The sequence below is a fragment of the Flavobacterium sp. ALJ2 genome (genome assembly GCF_015594725.1).
In the GTDB taxonomy this organism is placed as follows: Bacteria; Bacteroidota; Bacteroidia; order Flavobacteriales; family Flavobacteriaceae; genus Flavobacterium.
Map to the genome: position 1 here is coordinate 14,951 of NZ_JADNRC010000010.1, position 22,018 is coordinate 36,968.

Genomic DNA, 22,018 nt, shown 5'->3' on the forward strand with positions numbered 1-22,018 from the left:
AATTATCAAACCAAACAGTGCCCCTGCATATTTGTAAAGCCATAACGATAGTAAATAAATGATCCTAAAATAACATACATCAATATATCACCTAAAAAAAAAGATTGTCTTTGCTAATCCGAAAACAAACAATATAGTAAGTCACCAAACTTACCTCCACTTAAAATCATTTCCTTTTTTATGCTGATTATCATATTGAATAAAAAACAAAATAATAAAACATTTTACAGAAATTATATAACACTCTTTTTCTAGTATTTATTAATTTCACAAGGAGACAATAATGATTGTCATTTTTAATTCATTTAAAAACTAAAAATCATGAAAAGCAAACTATCTATAATACTAGTCGCTTTAATTACATCATTATCTCTTACCAGCTGTGAGGTTGTAGAAGGCATTTTTAAGGCAGGAATGGGAGTTGGTGCTTTTGCTGTAATTATTGTAATTGTTTTAATAATTTATCTGATTATTAAAATGTTTGGTAAGAAATAATAGAATATAAAAAATCCCATCTGCTGGTGCAGATGGGATTCTTAAAAAAATATATTATTTAGATATTAAGAATACATTTTCACTCTTAATTCTTGTACTTTTTCATCATCTAGGTATTCATCAAATGTCATGTAACGATCGATAACTCCATTTGGCGTAAGCTCTACTACTCTATTACCTACAGTTTGAGCAAACTCATGATCATGTGTCGTAAATATCACTGAGCCTTTGTAGTTTTTTAACGAGTTATTAAATGCTGTAATCGACTCCAAGTCTAAGTGATTTGTTGGCTCATCTAACATTAACACGTTAGCTCTTTCCATCATCATTCGAGATAACATACAACGTACTTTTTCTCCTCCTGATAAAACTCTACTTGTTTTTAAAGCTTCTTCTCCTGAGAAAATCATTTTCCCTAAAAAACCTCTAATAAAAACCTCATCACGTTCTTCTTCCGTTTTTGCATATTGACGCAACCAATCTACTAAACTCAAATCATTTTCGAAGAAAGAATGGTTCTCTGCTGGTAAATAGGCTTGATTTGTTGTAATTCCCCAATCAAAAGTACCTTCATCGGCTTTTTGATTGTTGTTTAATATTTCGTAAAAAGCTGTTGTTGCACGAGAATCTTTAGAGAACAAAACAATTTTGTCTCCTTTTGCCATATTCAAATCAACACCTTTAAATAAAATATCTCCATCAATTGAAGCACTTAAATTTTCAACATTCAGAATTTGATCTCCTGCTTCACGATCCTGATCAAAAATAATTGCTGGATAACGACGGCTTGATGGTTTTATTTCTGAAATATTAAGCTTACTAATCATTTTTTTACGAGAAGTTGCTTGTTTAGACTTGGCAACGTTAGCACTAAAACGACGAATAAATTCTTCTAATTCTTGTTTTTTCTCTTCGGCTTTCTTGTTTTGTTGTGCACGTTGTTTAGCCGCTAATTGACTAGATTCATACCAAAACGTATAGTTACCTGAATAATGGTTGATTTTACTAAAATCGATATCTGAAATATGTGTACAAACCGAATCTAAAAAGTGACGGTCATGCGATACTACAATTACTGTATTTTCATAATTTGCAAGGAAAGTTTCTAACCAAGCGATTGTTTCAAAATCCAAATCGTTGGTAGGCTCATCCATGATTAGTAAATCTGGATTACCAAATAAGGCTTGTGCCAAAAGGACACGAACTTTAATTTTACCCTCAAGATCTCCCATTAATGTATAATGGTGCTCTTCGGCAATACCTAAGTTAGACAACATCGAAGCAGCATCAGAATCAGCGTTCCATCCGTTCATTTCTTCAAACTGAACTTGCAACTCTCCTATTCTATCAGCATTTTTATCGTTATAGTCTAAATAAAGTTCATCCATTTCTTTCTTAACAGCGTACAATACCTTGTTACCCATAATTACGGTTTCAAGAACTGTATGCTCATCAAACATATTGTGGTTTTGGTTTAAAACCGACATACGTTTTCCTGGCTCTAAATGGATATGTCCTGAAGTAGGATCCATTTCACCTGAAATTATTTTAAGAAAAGTTGATTTTCCAGCACCATTGGCTCCGATAACTCCGTAAATGTTTCCGTGAGTGAAAGTTGTATTTACTTCGTCAAACAAAATTCGTTTGCCAAATTGTACCGATAAATTATTGACTGTTAACATGAATGTCCTATTTAATTAATTTTGTGCAAAAGTAGTGAAAAAGGTTCAGAGGTGCAAAGAAACTAGGTCCCTAAGTTTTTTTAATATGAAAATAGCTAAAAATAGTTCTTGCTATAGATTATCTATAAAGAAACGCAGATGATGCCCTATTTACAAAAGTAAAGACACAGGTAAAACAGATTCAAAAACTTTATAAACCTTGCAATTATTATTTACAATTTACTTTCTTTTTCCAAAGCTACTTCTAGGCTTTTATAATTATTTAAAACTTTAGCAATAAAACCTTCTTTGTTGATAATGAAATGCGTGGGAAAAGCATTTAACTGCAACGTTTCATTCATATAGATTTTCATATTTGGAATAACCGAATATGAAAATGGCTTTCTAGCCAAGAATACTTTTAACTGTTTTGGGGTATCTTCTGCCAAACTCACAAAAAGAATGTCTTTCCGTTCTTTATATTTTTCTACTAATTTATTTACATCTCGAAATTCTTTGATACAAGCAGCGCAATGAATATACCAACATTTTACAACTACAATTTTACCTTTCATCATTTCGTTAGAAACCAGATTTCCATTTAAATCCTTAAAAGAGAATTTAGGAAAAGGGGTATTTTCCATTTTAAAATTCTTATACGCATCAAAAGCTTCTTGGTTAATTGTTGCTTTTATACTTGTATCGGAATTAGGATTGATTTTAAATAATTTATAGTAATAAATGGTATCATCTGATTGTAATCGAATTGGGATATAACTTTCATTTGCTAATTGATCTAAAAAAGTCTCTTTTGGTATTTCACTCGAAAGCGTGTCTAACGCAACAAAATCTCGAGAAAGCATTATGTTTTTACTCTGATATGTCCACCAATTACTGTAACTATTTTGAATTTTGACAAAATCAACTTCTGGATTACCGTACTTGGGTTGTCCAAAACCTGAAGTGAAAATCAGAGAAATTATGATAAATAAAAAGGACTTCTTCATGAAATTTAATGAACTAATTGAGATTCAAAAATAGTTAAAAAATAGATGAATTTACTCAATCACTATAAAGCAAAAAAACCTGGCACTTAGTGCCAGGCTCATAATGATTTCCTCTAGGTAAAAACCAAATAACAAATTACCTAAATTCAATGCATTTATTCAAAACATGAAAAATATAATTAAAAAATAAATAACCAAACTCAATTTTAATTGCCTCAATTTTTCATTTTTTTGAAATCTTAAAATCTTAATCTATTCCATTAATTTAAAAAGTTCATTACCTTAAATGTTTTTTTTCTTCCTTGCTTATCAGTCACAACTACTATAAACAATTGCTTTGTTGTGAAACTTCTATTCTCAAGCAACAAACTATTACTGTCTTGAATATTCTTGTAATTCAATATCGACTGTCCAAGCATATTGTACACCTCAACTTGATCAATACTACTTTCTTCATTAGAAATCGCCAAAGCATTATCTTTAAAGTAAGCCATCATAGTTGTATTACCTACTTCTATCTTATCTTCTGCTTTTATTTTGGCACTTTGCGTAGCAAAATAAGTAGCATAGGCATTAGAAAATTGATATCCTGATCCACAAGCTGCATCCCAGTTAATTGACCAAGTCATAACTCCCCTCATTCCTGGTTGTGCACCAGATTTCATCGTATAGGCTCTTCCTGGATATGTAGTCCCATATCTCAGGTAATTAAATGCCTGAATACCTTTTTCTGGTGTTAAATACCCTCCTGCCGGAGCTGCCGGAGCACAAGCTGGAATTGCAATAACAATTTTAGAAGCTGGTAATGGTGGGAAATAAAATCCTGTAGAAGCCACATTAAATCCTTTCATTAACATATCTGACATAGATACTAAGAAATCAGGAGTTGCTTGTGAATAAGCGGCATTATCAAGAGCTAAAATCGATCCTGTATTGTACAATTGCACCATTAAAAGATCTAGCTCATTACGCAAATTATGAATTACTGGCAAGAATGAACCTGCTCCATCTGAATAAACTGAGTATCCTACTTGTACATAGAATGTTTCTGGTGCAGATGTCAGGATAAATCCTGTTCCGTAATGTGCTTTTAACTCTTTGAAAGCATCTACAATATTCTTCAATTTTGGATATGGAGTAATCGCCGCATAAGAAAAATCTTTTAATGCACCTGCTCCAAAATTCATAGAACCACCTTCAAAATCAATATCAATTCCGTCAAAATTATACTGATCAACTATTGCTTTTAATCCGTTTACGAATATATTTTTTTGAGCAACAGTCTGTAATTCTACGTGACCGTTTTGTCCTCCGATAGAAACTATTACTGGAATTCCTTTATCTCTTAAAAATTTAATATCGTTTTTTAACAACTGTGGATTGAAAACTCCATTTGTCATGTATCTTGGTTCGTTTACAACTAAGATTGGAGTATATCCATCTCTGTTTTGTGTCTCGATGAAAGAATAAACCACTACGTTGAATTTTTTATCTCCCATTTGGTTAAAATACAAGAATGGTGCACTAGTATTATCCCATCCGTGAGCGTAACCTACAATAACTTTGGCTGGCAACGGATTAAATGTCGATACTGAATTAATAATCGTAATCGTTTGGTTCAATAATGTTTCGCCACCCAAATTGTCTGTTGCTTTTATAATTATTGTGTAAGCTTTATAGGCATTTGGAGTGAAAGTATAACTATAAGCACTTCCTGTACCTTTAGTCATTGTGTAAGAAGCACCATCAATACTAATAGAAACACTTGCAATTGTACCATCAGCATCTGTAACATTTACACTAACTGGAACGGCTTGAAATCCTGAAGCTTGATTAATTGTTGTTGATACTGGTGAAACCCAAGCCACTTCTGGCAATGTATTAGGGCAAGTTGTACCTGAACATTGTAAATAGAATGCTTTTGTATTTTCGGCAGTTACACCATTAGAAGCTGTAACAGTAGCTTTCAACGTATAATTTTTATTAAAATCTGCTGCAACTGGTACCCAATTTGCTACGTATTCTGTTCCTGAAAGTGTTGCAGTACTATTTTGTCCGTTGATATTAAATACAACTGATGAAATAGCTAAGCTAGCATCTACACTTGCAGCTGCTTTCAGCTGAATAGCAGTTCCAGGAGCAATCGCTATTGTTGCCAATGATGGACTTGTAATGGTAATCTGAGGTGGTGAAACTGTATTTGTATTGAAATTATAAACTTGCGGTGTTGTTGGTACTGCAAAATTTGCCAAATTGGTTGGATAGTATGTGATATTATTGTTTTCCCAAGCGTTTAATTTTAAGCTTAAAATGGTAGTATACCCCGCGATAACTGAATTGTCGAAGCTGAAAACTCCTTGTGCATCTGTTATAGCAATAACACTTTTCCAGTTGTGTGTACTATCTGTCCATGGCACAACTAATTCTACTTTGGCTCCTGATACTGGAATCGCACCATTCTTAACTGTACCGCTAATTTTGGTATCTGCAGCAATAGCATTTTGCATTAAGCTTAATTCTCTATTTGTTGCTATCGAAGCTGATGTGTTTGCTTGTACTTCCTTTTTAGCTGTAACAACTACTGGTGCTTTTTCATTTAGTACCACATTCTTTTGTGTAACAGCTGTTGTATTAAAATTATATACCTGAGCTGTTGCTGGAACATTAAGATTTGTTAAATTAGAAGGCAAATAGGTAACTTCACCATTCTGCCAACTATTTAATTTCAAACTAGCAATAATTGTATATCCTGAGAATATTGCATTATCAAAACTATATTTTCCTTGTGCATCTGTAGTAGCTAAGAAAGTAGCATAAGGATGGGCATTATCAGTCCAATTAAAGATTAACTCTACTTTAGCACCTACTACTGGATTTCCACCATTCTTAACTGTTCCGCTAATTTTACTAACTGGAGCTGCATTTTGTGTAAAGTTTAAAATTTTACTTGCTGTAAGATTGTTGTAAACCGTAGATGCTGGTGAAAATGTTACTCCTGCTTTTGCAATTGTTACTGTATAGTTTGCTCCCGAAGGTAAATTAGCAACACTATACGCTCCTGTAGCACTAGATACTGATGTAAATGTTGCTGTTCCAGAAGTTGCCGTAACTGTAGCTCCAGAAACTGCTGTAGCTCCATTCATCACGCTTCCGCTAATCGTATAATATACAGTTTGAGTGAAGTTTAAAACTTTATTATCACTTAAAACTGGATATACTGTAGTTGCTGGTAAAAATGTCTTACCCGTTTTTGAGGCCGTAACAGTATAATCAAGTCCTGCTGTTATACTACCAATACTATATGCTCCACTTGCATTAGAGACTGCTGAAAAAACTATAGTTCCTGCTGTTGCTGTAACCGTTGCTCCTGCAACCGCTGTAGTTCCATCAAGAATAGTTCCGCTAATAGTATAAAGTGGTTGTGTTCCGTTTATAACAACATTAGCTTGGTTAGCTGTAATATTTGTTAATATAACTGGCGTAAAAGTATACGCACTTTTTAAAGCTGTTACCGTATAATTTGCTCCTGAAACAACATTATTAAATGTATAATTTCCGTCTGGAGATGCTACCGTTTGTACAATAGCATTAGTTGCATCTTTTAACTGAACAGTTACACTTGGCATTAAATTTGCTCCATTTTTAACAGAACCGCTCACTGTTAATGTTCCTATTACCGCAGCACGAAATGTATCATCTACCTGAGTTAGTAATGCATTTGGAATAGCACCTCTTGTATCTTGAGATAACTCCCAAATCATTCCTCCTCCAAGATTTTTAGTTTTAATATATTGTGCTTTTAAATCAATTGATTGTTTATCTTCATAACTAATAAACTGACGTAAAGCAGCATTATATAAATAAGGAACTTTGGTTGTATTATCCCAATACCTTACCCATCCTGCTGCTGTAGCTGTTGGTGTTACCAACATAGTATTTGGATCTAAATAAGGATGCGAATTTGTTACTGGATTACCTACTAAATCACAAATTTCGATACTTCCAGATTTTTCACAAGCTGCAGGACCATCCCAAGTTCCAGTTGGATTTTGTGGATTTGTACATCCTGAAACAACATACCTTGGAGCAGCAACATATAATCCATTGGTTGAATTGGTGGCAACATTATCAAATTTTTTTCCGTAGAAGGGCAATCCCATCACTAATTTATTAGCAGGAAAACCAATAACATTCAGATATTGATTTGTTAAATCATCAAGTGATTCAGACTGAGTTGCATTGTATAACGGATCATTAGTATTTCCGCTTGGATATAAAGGAGCGTTGTAGCTCGTTTTATCATACCAGTTTCCACCAAAGTCATATCCAAAATAAGTGATATAATCACAATAAGTCGAAATGTCTTCTGTCATTCCATATTGTGCTCTATTGTTTGGACCTAAATATTGTGCCGATACATTTCGAACATTATTTCCTGCTGCAATAGTGATTAATTTATTTGGCATTGCCTGGCGCATTGCTTTTAATAAGTACACTAAATTCTTATTATCATCTGGACTATATTTTTGTGGAGGAACTAGCGATCCATTTACAACCTCAGTACCATCTGTTCCTCCAGAAAGAGGATATTCCCAGTCAATATCAAATCCGTCAATAAATGGATAAGTAACCAGAAAATTAGCCATATCTGCAGCCAAAGCTGCTCTGGCAACTGGACTTGCTGATATTGGAGAAAGGTCTTGGCCTTTTGTCCAACCTCCGACAGAAATTAAAATTTTTAAATGAGGGTACTTTTCTTTAAGCTTCTTCATATCATAAAAATTTCCTTTTACAGGAGCATCCCATGGAATTCCGCCTTCAGTGTGTTCAAAATCAGCATAGGTATCTAAGCTTTTTAACTTTGTATTCTCTGGCCGTGCCGGATCAAAAGTAGTTCCGTAAAAAGAATAATTTAAATGGGTCAGTTTGATACCGTCAATCTTAGGTACATTAAAGTCCCTTGCATAGATAGACCATTGCGCATAGTATCCGACAACTTTTTTATTATGTGCTGGTTGGGCAAATAATACGATCGGAAACAAAAATAAAAACAGTAATCTGTAATAATGTTTCATAATTAATAATAGGTTGGTTAATAAAAAATAAACATCCAATTGTATCAAATGAAATGATTGATAATACAAAAACCAATGAGTCATTTTAGACAAGTGGCAATCACAAATTCAATTACATAAAATGCAACTAAATTATTTTAAATTAAAACAGATAGACTTGGGGGCTTAGTAATCTTAATGTTTTATTATATTTTTAAAACTTAAATATCTATTTAATACAGATTCTGATTCGAAAATCAAATCCTAACTCTTCACCATAATCTATCTCTCCTAGAAATTCTAGAAGAGATAATTACTAGTTAATTATGGCAACTAAACTTCAACTAATTCAATTATTAATCTAACTCTACTTTTATTCTATTCTACTTTATATTATAACAATTTTTTTAAACTTTCATAAACAGCTAATTCTACATCTCCATAATCTTTAGAGTTGCATTTCTCTAATAAATCGTTTAAAACTGCTGGTGAAACTTTTGCTTTATTATCCAATACATTTATTAATTGCTGCGACAGATCACTAAGATTAGTAGCAAGAGGTAAAATAGGCTGAATTAAAGGTGCGTTTTCACTTAAACTTGTTAGGCTAGCTTTTAAACCTATCCATTTATTTAAGAATGAAGTTACTTTAGCTTTATTTTCAGCAGATTTATCTACTAAATATTCTTTCACAACTGCATCAAAAGCAATTGCATCTGGTGCATCTGGTGTACAAGCATCCGCAAACAGTGTAAATGGAGAATACGTTTGATATTCAACTCCACCTTTATTTCTCTTATATCCTTTTAAAGGCTCACATATATTAGAGAAATCACTTAATGCTGTAATGCTTTGATTATTTGCAATATTTCTTAAGATTACATCTTTGTTTCTAATATGTGTAATTCCTAACTCTTCTAATCTAAATGAAACAACCGCTAATCTTTTGCGCATGCTGTTTAAATCTGTAATATCTTCTGCAGACCATAATCTTTCGGCAATTGCTGCTGTTCTTGGCCAAAGTCTTGAATCCATTGTTAAAGGTGTTACAAGTTCTGTCCACATTGTAGCTTCTCCACCTAATACTCTTGCTTTTTCTTCTGGGGTAAAGTTTGCACTTTTAGGTAATGGATCGTTTAAATAATGTGCTTCTACTCCTTGAACTAAATCAATATAATATCCATTAGACAAAACAGTTTTGTAACCATTTTTAACAGATTCAGTTAATGATTTACCAACTGCAACACCTTCATTAGGACCTCTCCATGCATGAATAATTGCATCTTTAGACATATCTTTTGTCATAATCTCTTCCCAACCCATCAATTGTTTGCCGTGTTTTTTAAGCATCGGAACTAATTTCATTGTAAAATAAGTCTGCAAATCATGATTGGTTTCTAACTTATGCTTCTTTTTAAACGCTTGTATTTTAGGGTTCGCATCCCAGTCTTTACCTTCATTTTCATCTCCTCCGATATGAAAATATGCTCCTGGAAATAACGGACATGCTTCATCAAAAATCTCACTTAATAATTGATAAGTTTTAGGATTAGATGGGTCTAACGTAGGGCTAAAAATCCCTGCATTACGCTCAATACTATATGTAGATACTACTGCCGCTTTTGCACTACCTTCTGCATTTCCATTAGATATATTTACTACTTTACTTCCTATTTCTGGGTAAGCTGTTAAAATTGCTGATGCATGCCCCGGTACATCGATTTCTGGTACAACCAAAATCCCTCGCTCATCAGCATATTTAACAATGTCTTTAATTTCTTCTTGTGTATAATAAAATCCATCTGAAGCTAGTTCAGTAAGTTTAGGATGATTTTTTAATTGTATTCTCCAACCTTGATCATCTACCAAATGCCAGTGAAAAACATTCATTTTCATAGCTGCTAATGCATCTAAATTTCTTTTAACTACATCTACTGGTTGAAAATGTCTCGCAACATCCATCATTAAGCCTCTCCATGTAAATCTTGGAAAATCTGAGATTTGAGAAACTGGAAAGTAGTAAGAGGTACTATTATTTTGTAACATTTGTAATAATGTTTCTAGACCATGTAAAGCTCCTAAATCACTTGTTGCATTAATTATGATTTTATTTTGCTCTATATCAAGATGATAACTCTCGTCTTCATATAAACCAATTTTACCACTTTTAGTGCAATTTATTTGTAATTGTGCTGTAGGTGCCGAATTAAGTTTGGTCAAAAAATCTTGTTCAAAAAACAATCCTGTTCTACCGTCTAATCGTCTTAAAAAACGAGTTGCCCCGCTAAAAATTCTCGGATTAGGATTTCCTGTAATATTTATTGTAAAACCTTTTGTTAAAGCAAATGTACCCTCAGATAAATTTATTGTTTGTGGCCATGGCATAAGGTTTAATTGCTCTCTTTTAATTTGAGCATTGGCAACTATACCAGAAAATAATAAGATCAATATATATTTCATACTTTTTGTTGTAAAAGAGTCTTTTTGCAATAAATATTGACTTAAAAACTCGGGTAAAAACAAAACTCAGAAGAAAACCTAATTGAACCTCTTTATCACCAAGGTTATCACTCTGAATTTTGTAACTTAAATTATTCTAATTCATGCAATCTATTAATAATCAAAACGTTTAAAAGCTTCAATCGCTTCGTATTCAGCCAGACCTAAATCATCATATAAAATCGCAGTGTTTTTATTACGATCTTCGGCTCTAACCCAAAACTCTCTGGAGTCATTTCCTTGAAACATAACTCTGTCTTTTTGAGATTGGTGGTATAAAATAGCATGACGTTTTAGCAATACTTCTGATGGACTTAAAGGTACAGCCATGTCTATTTCATGAATATCCCATTCGTGCCAAGCACCTCGGTATAACCATAACCAGCAATCATCCATATAAGGTTGTGGTTTTAGTTCCTTCATTGCTGCAAAGATGGCATTCAAGCATACTTCATGTGTTCCATGCGGATCAGCAAGATCTCCAGCGGCAAATACCTGATGTGGTTTTATTTTTTCGATAATGTCTTTTACGATAGCAATATCTTCTAGACCTAACGGATTTTTCTTGATTTGTCCTGTTTCATAAAACGGAAGATCCAGGAAATGGGTATTAGAATCTTTCAACCCAATATATCTTGTAGCTGCATAAGATTCTCTTCTTCTTATTAGCCCTTTTAGTTTGCGAACTTCTAAGGAATCAATTTGATTTTCTGATTTATTATTCAAAAACTCAATTACTGATTTGAAATTTACTTTAGTATCTGCATCGGTAATAAAATCGTTACTTACCTCAGCAAACTTCAATGCTTCATCATCGGTAACGGCAATATTTCCAGAGGTTTGATATACCACATGTACATCGTGACCTTGTTTTATTAATTTTGAAAATGTTCCTCCCATTGAGATAACATCATCATCTGGATGTGGACTAAAAAGAATAATTCTTTTCTTTGCAGGGGTGGCTCTTTCTGGACGGTGTGAATCGTCTGTATTAGGCTTTCCTCCTGGCCATCCTGTAATAGTATGCTGCAATACGTTGAACATGTTTATATTCAAATCATATGCAGAACCTTCCTGAGCCAACAAATCAGACATTCCGTTATTGTTGTAATCTCTATCAGTTAATTTTAGAATAGATTGTTTCGTTTTTTGGCATAGCCAAACAATCGCTTTACTTTTTAATTCCTGATTCCAAATGCACTCACCAACTAACCACGGTGTTTTAAAACGAGTTAGTTCAGATGCAGCTGATTGGTCTAAAACAAAGGTTGCATTGCTATGATTTTGCAGGAATGTGGCTGGAATTTCTGAACTAATATCCCCTTGAATGGTTCTCTTGATAATATCGGCTTTGTTTTGTCCCCAAGCCATAAGTACTATTCTTTTGGATCTGAGAATTGTAGATACTCCCATTGTAATGGCCCTTTTTGGCACATTATCAATTCCGTTAAAATCGGAAGAAGCATCTACTCTCGTGATGTGATCCAAAGTAATAATACGCGTTCCTGAATTTATATGCGAACCTGGCTCGTTAAATCCTACGTGTCCTGTACGACCAATTCCTAATAATTGAAAATCCAATCCTCCAGCATTCTTTATGTTCATTTCATAATCAATGCAATACTGATTCAATTCATCGATTGCAACTGTTCCATCAGGAATATTAACATTCTCTGGATTGATATCGATATGATTAAATAAATGTTGATGCATGAAATGATGGTAGCTCTGATTGTTTTCTCTAGTCATCGGGTAATATTCATCCAAATTAAAAGTAACAACATTGCTAAAACTTAATCCTTCTTCTTTGTGCATTCTAACTAATTCTTCATATACTTTTATAGGTGAAGAACCTGTGGCTAAACCTAGTACACAAGATTTATTCTTTTCTTGCTTTGATCTAATTAATTGAGCAATTTCTTGCGCAACAACAAGCGATGCTTCGGTAGAATTCTTGAAGATTTCGTTGTGGATTTTTTCAAATCGTGTCTCTTCAAATTTACCAGCACTTTTATAGCTAATGTCTGGTTTAATTTCTATAGCACTTTCCATTTTTTATTTTTTTATACTATTTATTATAAAGACATGCGCGTTTAAAAGAGGCATAAGTAATTTTCATTACTTATGCCGCTTACATTCTTTCTTTCTTAAAAATCTGTTTTTATTAGAAGTTAGGACCTGTAGTATCCCACCAAAGTCTAGTTGCTCCATTATCTGGACCTCCTAAAACTGCTACTCCCGATGCAACTCCTTTTGGGTTGTTTGCTACCTCATTTGCAGAAAAAGGCAACCTTCTAACGCCTAGTGCAGTGCTAATTACACCACCACTTTTATTATTTGTTATCCTAAAAAGTTTAGGATAACCAGTTCTTCTATATTCAGACCAAGCTTCTTGCCCATCAGGATAAGTAGCAATCCATTTTTGAGTAATAATTTTTTCAAGATTTACTTCTTTATCAGTCCCCCAAGCAACAGTAACTTTTGAAACTGCAGGAGTATTATTAACCGCGCTAATTGGATCTGTATAATCTTTAGCCATTTTGGTATTATCTGCAATATAAGTAGCAGCACCTTCAACTCCATTTTGATCAAAAGATGCTCTTATACCTGCTTCATATAAATCTTTAGCATTACCATTCATATTCCATCCTCTCAAGGCACCCTCAGCTCTTAAGAAATAAACCTCAGCAGTAGACATCCATGTTACTTCTCCAGTTTTTGTTCTAGGACCAGTTTGTGAAAATTTAGCATAAGTTGATGGTGTTGGATAAATAATACCAGTTCTTACTCCTTTATATTCTCCAGGAACTTGCTCAGATGTATTCCAATATTTAGCCATACGAGGATCTCCATAACCACCTAAAATTGACTCCATATCGGCACCCATAAACAAACCACCCCAAGCATGACTCATTTGTTCAATTACATTGAGATCAAGAGGCGATTTAATTTTCATTACATCAGCCATTGTAGTAAAAACACCAATAGGATGATTTATTGATTTTTCTGCTTCTGCTTTAGCTAAAGCAGGATCTACCTTAGAAATACGCACTGCCAATCTTAGACGTAATGAATTTGCATATTTAGCCCATTGACCATAACTCCCTTTGCAAGAAGATAAATCTGTTTCAGCAAATTTTGTAGGTTCTTCAACATTATATCTAGCAGTCAAATCATTTATAGCTAAATCTAAATCTTTAAACATTTGATTATAGATTTCTTGTTGAGAATCATAAGTTGCAAAACCTTCTCCTCCAAATTTAGAATAAACGGCAGGACCATACATATCTGTAATCCTTTGCATAGTAGCAACCTTGATAATTAAAGACCAAGCATAAAACTGATCGTATTTTCCTTTTGCTCTTTGTTCAACTTTATAAAGATTTGCGATAATTCTTATATAAGCATCATCCCAAGCATATCCATTCCATCCTGCATTCAATGCATAATTATGATTGCTAATCCCATCAAAATTATTAGGTGTTGTCATATAACCAGACCACCCATCCGCCTGCAAACTTTGCTGTAATTGATATTGCCAAGTAAAATCAGAAACATACAGTCTTGTAAAAGCAGGTTTAATTAAACTTTTAATATTATTAAAGTTTTGTTCTAAATCTGGTGTCGTTGCACCTACTGGATTTTGATTTATCTCATCAAAATTATCTGTACAACTAACAGCTGCAAGTAAAGAGAAACATATTGCTGTCTTTTTTATTATATTTAATGTCATGATAGTAAGATTAAAAAGTTAAGTTTAAATTAAGACCAATACTTCTTGTTGATGGCATACCGAAAACATCAACTCCTTGTAATCCTTCTCCTGTACTTAAAGCAACATTTGGATCAAAAGGAGCGTCTTTATATATAAAGAACAAGTTTCTTGCAATTAATGATAAGCTAGCCGATTGTACAAATGGTAATGTCTTTTTATTAAAAGTATACCCAATAGATACTTCTCTTACACTAACATTAGTAGCATTATAAATATACTCACCACTTACACCATTTCTCCCAGCAGTTCCATCATAATACGTATATGCATCCATTGAAGTAACTGGCGTTACACCGTCACTAGCTTTTACACCATTAATTTTAACACTTCCTGCATTTCTTGCATCACCAGTAGCTTTAGAAACACCATTAAAATCATTAATCGCTTCTGTTAAACTTAAAACCTCTCCTCCAAAACGCCCATCCAATAAGATATTTGCTGTAAATGCACCAAATTTAAATGTATTTGACCAGCCTAACATAAAATCAGGAGTTGCATTCCCTAATTCTTCCCAATCTGTTCTTTGAATTGTATTGTCATCATTTACCAATATTCTCCCTTGTGCATCTTTTTTGAAGTTATATCCTTCGATTACACCAAAAGGTCTTCCTTCGATTAATGAGTATCTATACGAATTAGATCCCGGATCAGTAAGAACAATTCTTCCTTCTTCACTTTCGGCAGGAATATCATTTACTTTACTCCTATTGTGTGAATAATTAATTCTAGTATCCCAATTAAATTTATCTCCTCTAATAATGTCAGCAAATAAAACAACCTCAAAACCATTATTTGAAATACTTCCTGCGTTAATTGCATAATTAGTATATCCATTAACATTTGTAGATTCTGCAGGAATTTGGATAAATTGATTTTTAGTTTCTGAAGTATAATATGAAAGTTCAAAACCTAATCTATTATTAAACATTCTCCATTCAGTACCTAACTCAATCTCCGTTTTTAATTCATTTTTTAAGCTAGTTCCTGGTCTTGGTCCTACTATAGGATTTAAGCTTTCTCCTGCAACAATAGCAGACGTAGGACTAGTAATAGTAGAAGCAATATCGTTACCTACTTTTGCAAAAGTAGCACGAACCTTACCAAAATTAACAAAGTCTGGCATTGCAGTCATTTCACTAATAATACCAGTTAAACCTACTGATGGATAAAAATATCCGGGATTTTCGGTATTTACTAACGTAGAAGACCAATCATTTCTCGCAGCTAAATCTAAATACAAATAATCTTTATAACCAAAAGTTGTAGCCGCAAATACAGATTGAACTTCTCTTTCTGCTCCAGTTTGAAAATTTCCATTGTTACTAACAAAGTTACCCAATGTAAAGATATTGTCAAAAACAAGACCTTTACCTATTCCTGAATCAACAGTTAAACCGGTAACTTTTGAATTATTTATACTTGCACCTAATGTCCCATTAAAACTAAAATCTTGAGAAAATTTAGTATCAATCAAAGCTATTAAATCACCATAATTTTGAGCACCTACTAAACCAGCATTAATATATCTACCGGTTTCATGAACCAAAGATTCTGCTGAAGAACCATACATTCTTTTTTGGAAAGTACTTTCATTTCTGTTGTAGCTATATCTAGACGTTAAATGCAACCAATTATTTACTTTATAATCTAAAGCAATCGCTCCATTGAAGAAGTTATTTTTGTCTTCAGATTTTTGTTTATTAATTTGCCAATATGGATTTTCATTACTTTCATTTACTTTTTTAAAACCCGGATAGTATTGTTCCATCATATTTTTTACGGGATTAAAAACTTCATATGTTTTTAAGTCATCGAGAGTAAAAGCTCTTGGATGCCCGTAAACTCCTGCAATTGGATTAAAATATAAACCGTTAGTAGGTCTGTTATTAATTGTTTGTGAAACATAATTTGCAGTAACGGCAACACTTAACTTATTATCAAAAAAATTGCTAGTTTGACGTATCCCAAAATTATTTTTCTTTAAATCATTACCCGGAACAATTCCAGATGCATTAGTATTAGCATAACTTAAAGCAGTAGAAGCACCATCTGTAGCTTTAGAAAAAGTCATTGAAGTAATTTGCGTATTACCTACTTCAAAGAAATCATCAATATCTCCTTCAACTTTTTGTTTTACTCCCCAAGTTCTTGGATCTCCAACATTAGAAGTGTAATCAGATTGAAATTTTGGCAAATAAGCCGCTGATTCAAAAGTAGTCACTGAATTTACATTAAATGTTTCTGCTCCATTTTTTGCTTTTTTCGAAGATAATAATATTACTCCATTAGCACCTTGGCTACCATACAATACTGAAGCTGCCGCACCTTTAAGTACAGTCATTCCTTCATAATCATCTGGGTTAATTAAAGAAACAACATCACCTCCATCGCGGTTACCACCTGCTAAATCCCCAAAAGTTCCATTAGGCTGTCCTGAACCTCCATTATACAAAGGAATACCATCAATAACATATAAAGGTTGGTTATTAACAAAAGATGATTTACCTCTAATAGTAACTTTAGTACTTCCTCCTGCACCAGATGAGCTTTTAGTTACGGTTACACCAGCAATTTTACCTGCAACTGTATTGATAAGATTCGCATCTTTTACTCGAGTTAATTCTTCTCCTTTAAGTTCTTGAGCTGAATATGTTAAAGCTTTTTTTGCCTTTTTAATACCTAGTGAAGTTACAACAACCTCATTCAATATATTAGAAGCTGCTGATTTTAATTTAACATTAATTGTAGTCGCATCTCCAACTACAACATTTTGTGTTTCTAAACCTACATAGGTAAAAACCAATGTTTGTCCTTTTTGAGCTTCAATAGAGAAAACACCGTCAAAATCGGTAATTGTTCCTCTTTGCCCTCCTTGAACCGCAATAGAAGCCCCTGGTAACGGCATCCCATCAGAATCTGTAATCACACCTTTAATGTTTTTAACCTGAGCAAGCGAAACCTGCGCCGTAAAAACAATCATAAAGATTAAGAAAATTTTTTTCATGTTTTTTTTATTTTTGTTAGTTATGGTGTAAATCTATTCTTAAGATATTGTTAAAAAAAATAAATTATACCAACAACAACAAACTTTAAACGAACGACACAAAATAATCAATAATACGCTATACGAAAACGTTTTCATATCCAAAATATAACGTATTTTGCATTTTTTTTAAAGTTTTACTCAAAAAATAGTTGATTTTACTAACTAATTGTTTAAAGTTGCAAAAAATATTCTTAGCCATCAAAAACCTACTAAATAATTGAAAGCAATCAATAAAATGAAATTTGATATCAAACTTCAAAATCACCTTTGGTTTTGGGGTCTTTATTTTTTATTAAATTTTTTAAGATGGGGAGCCTACTTTAATGATTATCCTTACTCATTTAAATCGAACCTTATTGAATTCTCATTACATATACCTTTAGTCTATTTTAATCTTTTTGTTCTGGTACCTCATTATGTGTTAAAATCAAAATACACCAAATACACCTTTAGTTTAATAGCAAGCCTTTTTGTAATTTATTTGGTAAAAACGGCTCTTACCTATTATATTATATCACAAAACATTTGGCCAGAAGCAAATCGAGAATACAAGCCTTTTGAAATAAATCACATCGTTGCTGTATGTATTGGTGAATTATATGTAGTAGCAATGGCTTCTTCTGTATATCTAACACTCACTTGGTTGCGTGAAAGAGAAAGAAATCGGTCTTTGAGAGAAAATCAATTTAAAATCAAATTAAAATACCTCGAAAATCAGATACAACCACATTTTTTCTTTAACACCTTAAACAACTTATATGCTTTATCTCTCGAATCATCCGATAAGGTTCCAGATGTGATTATTAAACTATCCAAGTTAATGGAATATGTACTATATGACATAAAAGGAACCAAGTCTGTTAAACTAATTCAGGAAATAGACTATATTCATAATTATGTTGAAATAGAAAAACTCCGATTTGACAATGTAGAAGTTAGTATCAATTTAGAATCTAATATTGATGAAATTGAGGTTCCTCCATTGATATTCATTTCATTAATAGAAAATGCATTTAAACATGGAGGTCTTAATAACCCTAATTTAAAAATAAAAGTAAATTGCAAAATCATTGATAACAAAACGCTAGATTTTGAAGTAATAAATAATTTTGTACATTCACAAAATCTTAAGACAAAAAAAGGGATTGGCTTAACTAACACCCTAAAAAGACTAAAACTGATCTATAAAAATAATTACAATTTAGAACATAAAACTAAATTTAATTATTATATAATTCGTTTGCAAATACCTATTAATAATGAAGATTAAATGCGTATTGATTGATGATGAACCATTAGCAATCAAAGTTCTACAAAACTATTTTACAAACTTTACCGATTTTGAAATTACCGGTACATTTGTTAACGCACTAGAAGCACTAGATTACATAAACAATAACAGTGTCGATGCCGTGTTTTTGGACATTAATATGCCAATGATGACTGGCTTTGAACTCATTAGTTTAATAGAAAACAAAACTAAGGTTATTATAACCACAGCTTTTAGAGAATTTGCAGCAGAAAGTTATGATCTTGAAGTTTTAGATTATTTAGTAAAACCTATTCCACTACCCCGATTTATAAAATGCATAAATAAAATCACAACCGAATATAATTTAAAAAATAACATCAAGGTTGAAAATCACCGTGTCGAACCACATCTTTTTATCAAAGTAGATAAAAAAATGATAAAGATAAATATTGATGAAATTTTATTTGTAGAAGGCATGAAAGAATACATCAAGGTTATAACTCTTGATAAAACTTACATCACACACAAGTCATTAACTGCTTTGTCAGACGAGTTACCAGCCGATAGATTTATGCGAATTCACAAATCATATCTAATTGCAGTCAATAAAGTAAAATCTATTGAAGGAAATCGTATACAAATCCAATCTTTCACTTTACCGATAGGTAGGAATTATAGCAAAGAAGTAAAAAGCAAAATACTAGAATAACTACCTCACTATCATCAGTTTTAAGTGTTCAAAAAACAACACTTTGTTGAATAATTCATGCTGTTGGTATAATTTTAACATTATTTGTTCTGTTTTATTTTTTTTTAAACGAGTTAACAAATATATTTACGCTCGTCAAAAAACAATAAAAACAAATACAATTAACCTTATCGCATTATGAGTTCAGAAAATGTACAAACCAAATGGGGACAATTTATCTCATTGATAATAGTCTTCTTCTTTTGGGGTTTTGTTGGATCAGCCAATGATATCCTAATACCAGTATTTAAAAAAGTATTTACTTTATCTCAAGTACAATCGCAATTAGTAGCTTGGGCGTTTTATGCTGCTTACTTCGTAGGATCTATCATTTTCTTTCTAGTATCTTTAAAAATGGATGTGCTACAAAAATTTGGATATAAAAAAACACTTTCTGCTGGTTTAATTCTTTCTGCTGTAGGTTCATTTTTATTTGTTCCAGCAGCGACTATGGAAAGCTTCCCTTTCTTTTTAACTGCATTATTTACTGTTGGTTTAGGTTTTTCTATCCAACAAATTGTAGCCAATCCTTTAGCTATTAAAATGGGAAGTCCACAAACAGGAGCTCACCGTTTAACTTTAGCAGGAGGTATCAACTCTTTCGGAACAACAATTGGAGCAATCTTACTAGGAATTGCTTTGTTTGGAATGGGAGATAATAAAAACACATCTCTTTCATTAGAAGACATCAAACTACCTTTCATTATCCTTGGACTTGCTTTTATCGTAGTAGCTATTTTCATGAACTTCTCTAAAATTGAAGATCCTGCAAAAGAAGAGGAAGAAGTAGTTAAAGTAGCACACGAAAAATTCAACATTTCAGATTACCCACAACTATATTTAGGAATGTTAGGAATCTTTATATACGTAGGAACAGAGGTAACAATTATTAGTAATTTACCAGCTTTACTACATACTGCCGAATTTGGCAATATTTTAGAAGACGCTATCGCACCATTTATCGCTCTTTATTGGGGAAGTTTAATGATTGGTCGTTGGAATGGCGGAGTAAACGTTTTCAATACTTCGACGTTAGTAAATACCGCATTAAAATTTATTGTTCCAGCTATAGCATTTGGAGTAATTATTGGAGCGAATATTTTTGCAGCACATGATGTTTCTTCATTCTATATCTACCCAATCTGGATCTTATTATTCATAGCAGTAAGCTTTGTAGGCGGTAAAAATGCCGGAAAAACTTTAATGCTTTTCGGAATTTCAGGATTATTAATGATGGTTGCAGGATTAGTTTGTCCAGACCCATCAATTGCTAAATTTTTCTTTATCTCTGGAGGTTTATTCTTATCTATTATGTGGCCATCTATATTCGATTTAGCTATCGCTGGTCTAGGCAAAAACACAGGAAAAGCATCTTCATTTTTAATCATGATGATTCTTGGAGGAGGAGTTATCCCTTTAGTACAAGGAAGTATTTGTGATATTGACCTTACTAGTCCAGAAGGAATTTTTGGAATCACATGGACACATTTCTCTTATATTGTACCATTACTTGGTTTTGCATATTTAGGATTCTATGGTTACTATTGTCCTAAAATACTTAAGAGACAAGGAATTAGTCATACTCAAAGTGAAGGTGGAGGTCACTAAAAGCTACCGCATTAAAATAGAAAAAGACCCATTTTACAATGGGTCTTTTTTTTTGCTTACATTAAAACTAGACCTATCTATCTAAAACTCATTTATAGGCATAAAAAACCGCCATGCTTTTAACAAACATGGCGGTTTAGAATAAATCTAAAGGATAATTATTTATTTCCTTTTTCAAAATCAGCAACAAACTGTGCCAATCCTATATCTGTTAATGGGTGTTTCAATAAACCATAAATTGCAGAAAGAGGTCCAGTCATAACATCAGCACCAATTTTTGCACAATTTACAATATGCATAGTATGACGTACAGAAGCAGCTAAGATTTCAGTTTCATAACCATAGTTATCATAAATCAATCTAATTTCTTCAATAAGCGCTAAACCATCAGTAGAAACATCATCCAAACGACCAATAAATGGAGAAACATAAGTAGCTCCCGCTTTAGCAGCTAATAAAGCCTGTCCAGCAGAAAACACTAGAGTTACATTCGTTTTAATTCCTTTATCCGAAAAATATTTTGCAGCCATAACTCCTTCTTTAGTCATTGGTAACTTAACCACAATTTGCTCGTGTAAATCAGCCAATTCCTCACCTTCTTTAATCATTCCGTCGTAATCCAAAGCATTAACTTCGGCACTTACATCACCTTCAACAAGATTACAAATGTCAACATAATGCTTCAAAATATTATTCTTTCCAGTAATACCTTCTTTCGCCATCAATGTTGGGTTAGTAGTAACTCCGTCTAAAACGCCTAATGCTTGTGCTTCTTTAATTTGAGCTAAATTAGCTGTGTCAATAAAAAATTTCATATGTATTATATTTAATTGTGTTCCTAAATTTGGGCATGCCCCTATTTTCCAAAGGCGC

Annotated in this window: 12 protein-coding genes; 4 read left to right on the forward strand and 8 right to left on the reverse strand. The window is 32.7% G+C overall.

Going from position 1 to position 22,018, the window contains the following annotated elements; genetic code table 11:
• The first annotated feature begins 321 nt into the window (after positions 1-321).
• Entirely contained in the window at positions 322-495 is a 174-nt protein-coding gene (locus IUY40_RS12575; protein ID WP_195737217.1) for a hypothetical protein, read from the forward strand.
• Positions 496-560: 65 nt separating this feature from the next.
• Here IUY40_RS12575 and IUY40_RS12580 read toward each other — a convergent pair whose 3' ends face one another.
• From IUY40_RS12580 to IUY40_RS12610, 7 genes are all read right to left on the reverse strand, one after another.
• Positions 561-2,177 (reverse strand): ATP-binding cassette domain-containing protein, encoded by a 1,617-nt coding sequence (locus IUY40_RS12580; RefSeq protein ID WP_195737218.1) that lies wholly within the window; start codon positions 2,175-2,177, stop codon positions 561-563.
• Positions 2,178-2,389: 212 nt separating this feature from the next.
• Positions 2,390-3,163: a TlpA disulfide reductase family protein gene (locus IUY40_RS12585; RefSeq protein WP_195737219.1), complete on the reverse strand. Its 774-nt coding sequence runs from the start codon at positions 3,161-3,163 to the stop codon at positions 2,390-2,392.
• A 260-nt stretch (positions 3,164-3,423) separates the two neighbouring features.
• Entirely contained in the window at positions 3,424-8,238 is a 4,815-nt protein-coding gene (locus IUY40_RS12590) for a glycosyl hydrolase family 18 protein (protein WP_195737220.1), read from the reverse strand.
• Positions 8,239-8,610: 372 nt separating this feature from the next.
• Positions 8,611-10,677 carry a family 20 glycosylhydrolase gene (locus IUY40_RS12595; RefSeq protein WP_195737221.1) on the reverse strand — a complete coding sequence of 689 codons (2,067 nt, stop codon included), beginning with the start codon at positions 10,675-10,677 and terminating at the stop codon, positions 8,611-8,613.
• A 153-nt stretch (positions 10,678-10,830) separates the two neighbouring features.
• Positions 10,831-12,768, reverse strand: coding sequence for a glucosamine-6-phosphate deaminase (gene nagB, locus IUY40_RS12600; RefSeq protein ID WP_195737222.1), 1,938 nt, complete (start codon positions 12,766-12,768; stop codon positions 10,831-10,833).
• Positions 12,769-12,880: 112 nt separating this feature from the next.
• Positions 12,881-14,449, reverse strand: a complete 1,569-nt coding sequence (locus IUY40_RS12605) for a RagB/SusD family nutrient uptake outer membrane protein (protein WP_195737223.1) — start codon at positions 14,447-14,449, stop codon at positions 12,881-12,883.
• Between the two features lie 10 nt (positions 14,450-14,459).
• The gene (locus tag IUY40_RS12610) at positions 14,460-17,495 is read right to left on the reverse strand and encodes a SusC/RagA family TonB-linked outer membrane protein (protein ID WP_195737224.1); all 3,036 of its coding nucleotides are present in this window, start codon (positions 17,493-17,495) and stop codon (positions 14,460-14,462) included.
• Positions 17,496-17,754: 259 nt separating this feature from the next.
• Between IUY40_RS12610 and IUY40_RS12615 the strand changes: the two genes are divergently transcribed.
• From IUY40_RS12615 to IUY40_RS12625, 3 genes are all read left to right on the forward strand, one after another.
• Positions 17,755-18,807 (forward strand): histidine kinase, encoded by a 1,053-nt coding sequence (locus IUY40_RS12615; RefSeq protein WP_195737225.1) that lies wholly within the window; start codon positions 17,755-17,757, stop codon positions 18,805-18,807.
• Positions 18,797-19,498, forward strand: coding sequence for a LytTR family DNA-binding domain-containing protein (locus tag IUY40_RS12620; protein ID WP_195737226.1), 702 nt, complete (start codon positions 18,797-18,799; stop codon positions 19,496-19,498). Before IUY40_RS12615 ends, IUY40_RS12620 begins: the two co-directional genes overlap by 11 nt.
• Before the next feature lie 177 nt (positions 19,499-19,675).
• Positions 19,676-21,145: an MFS transporter gene (locus IUY40_RS12625; RefSeq protein WP_195737227.1), complete on the forward strand. Its 1,470-nt coding sequence runs from the start codon at positions 19,676-19,678 to the stop codon at positions 21,143-21,145.
• A gap of 158 nt (positions 21,146-21,303) precedes the next feature.
• Here IUY40_RS12625 and fsa read toward each other — a convergent pair whose 3' ends face one another.
• Positions 21,304-21,960 (reverse strand): fructose-6-phosphate aldolase, encoded by a 657-nt coding sequence (gene fsa / locus IUY40_RS12630; RefSeq protein WP_195737228.1) that lies wholly within the window; start codon positions 21,958-21,960, stop codon positions 21,304-21,306.
• Between the last annotated feature and the right edge of the window lie 58 nt (positions 21,961-22,018).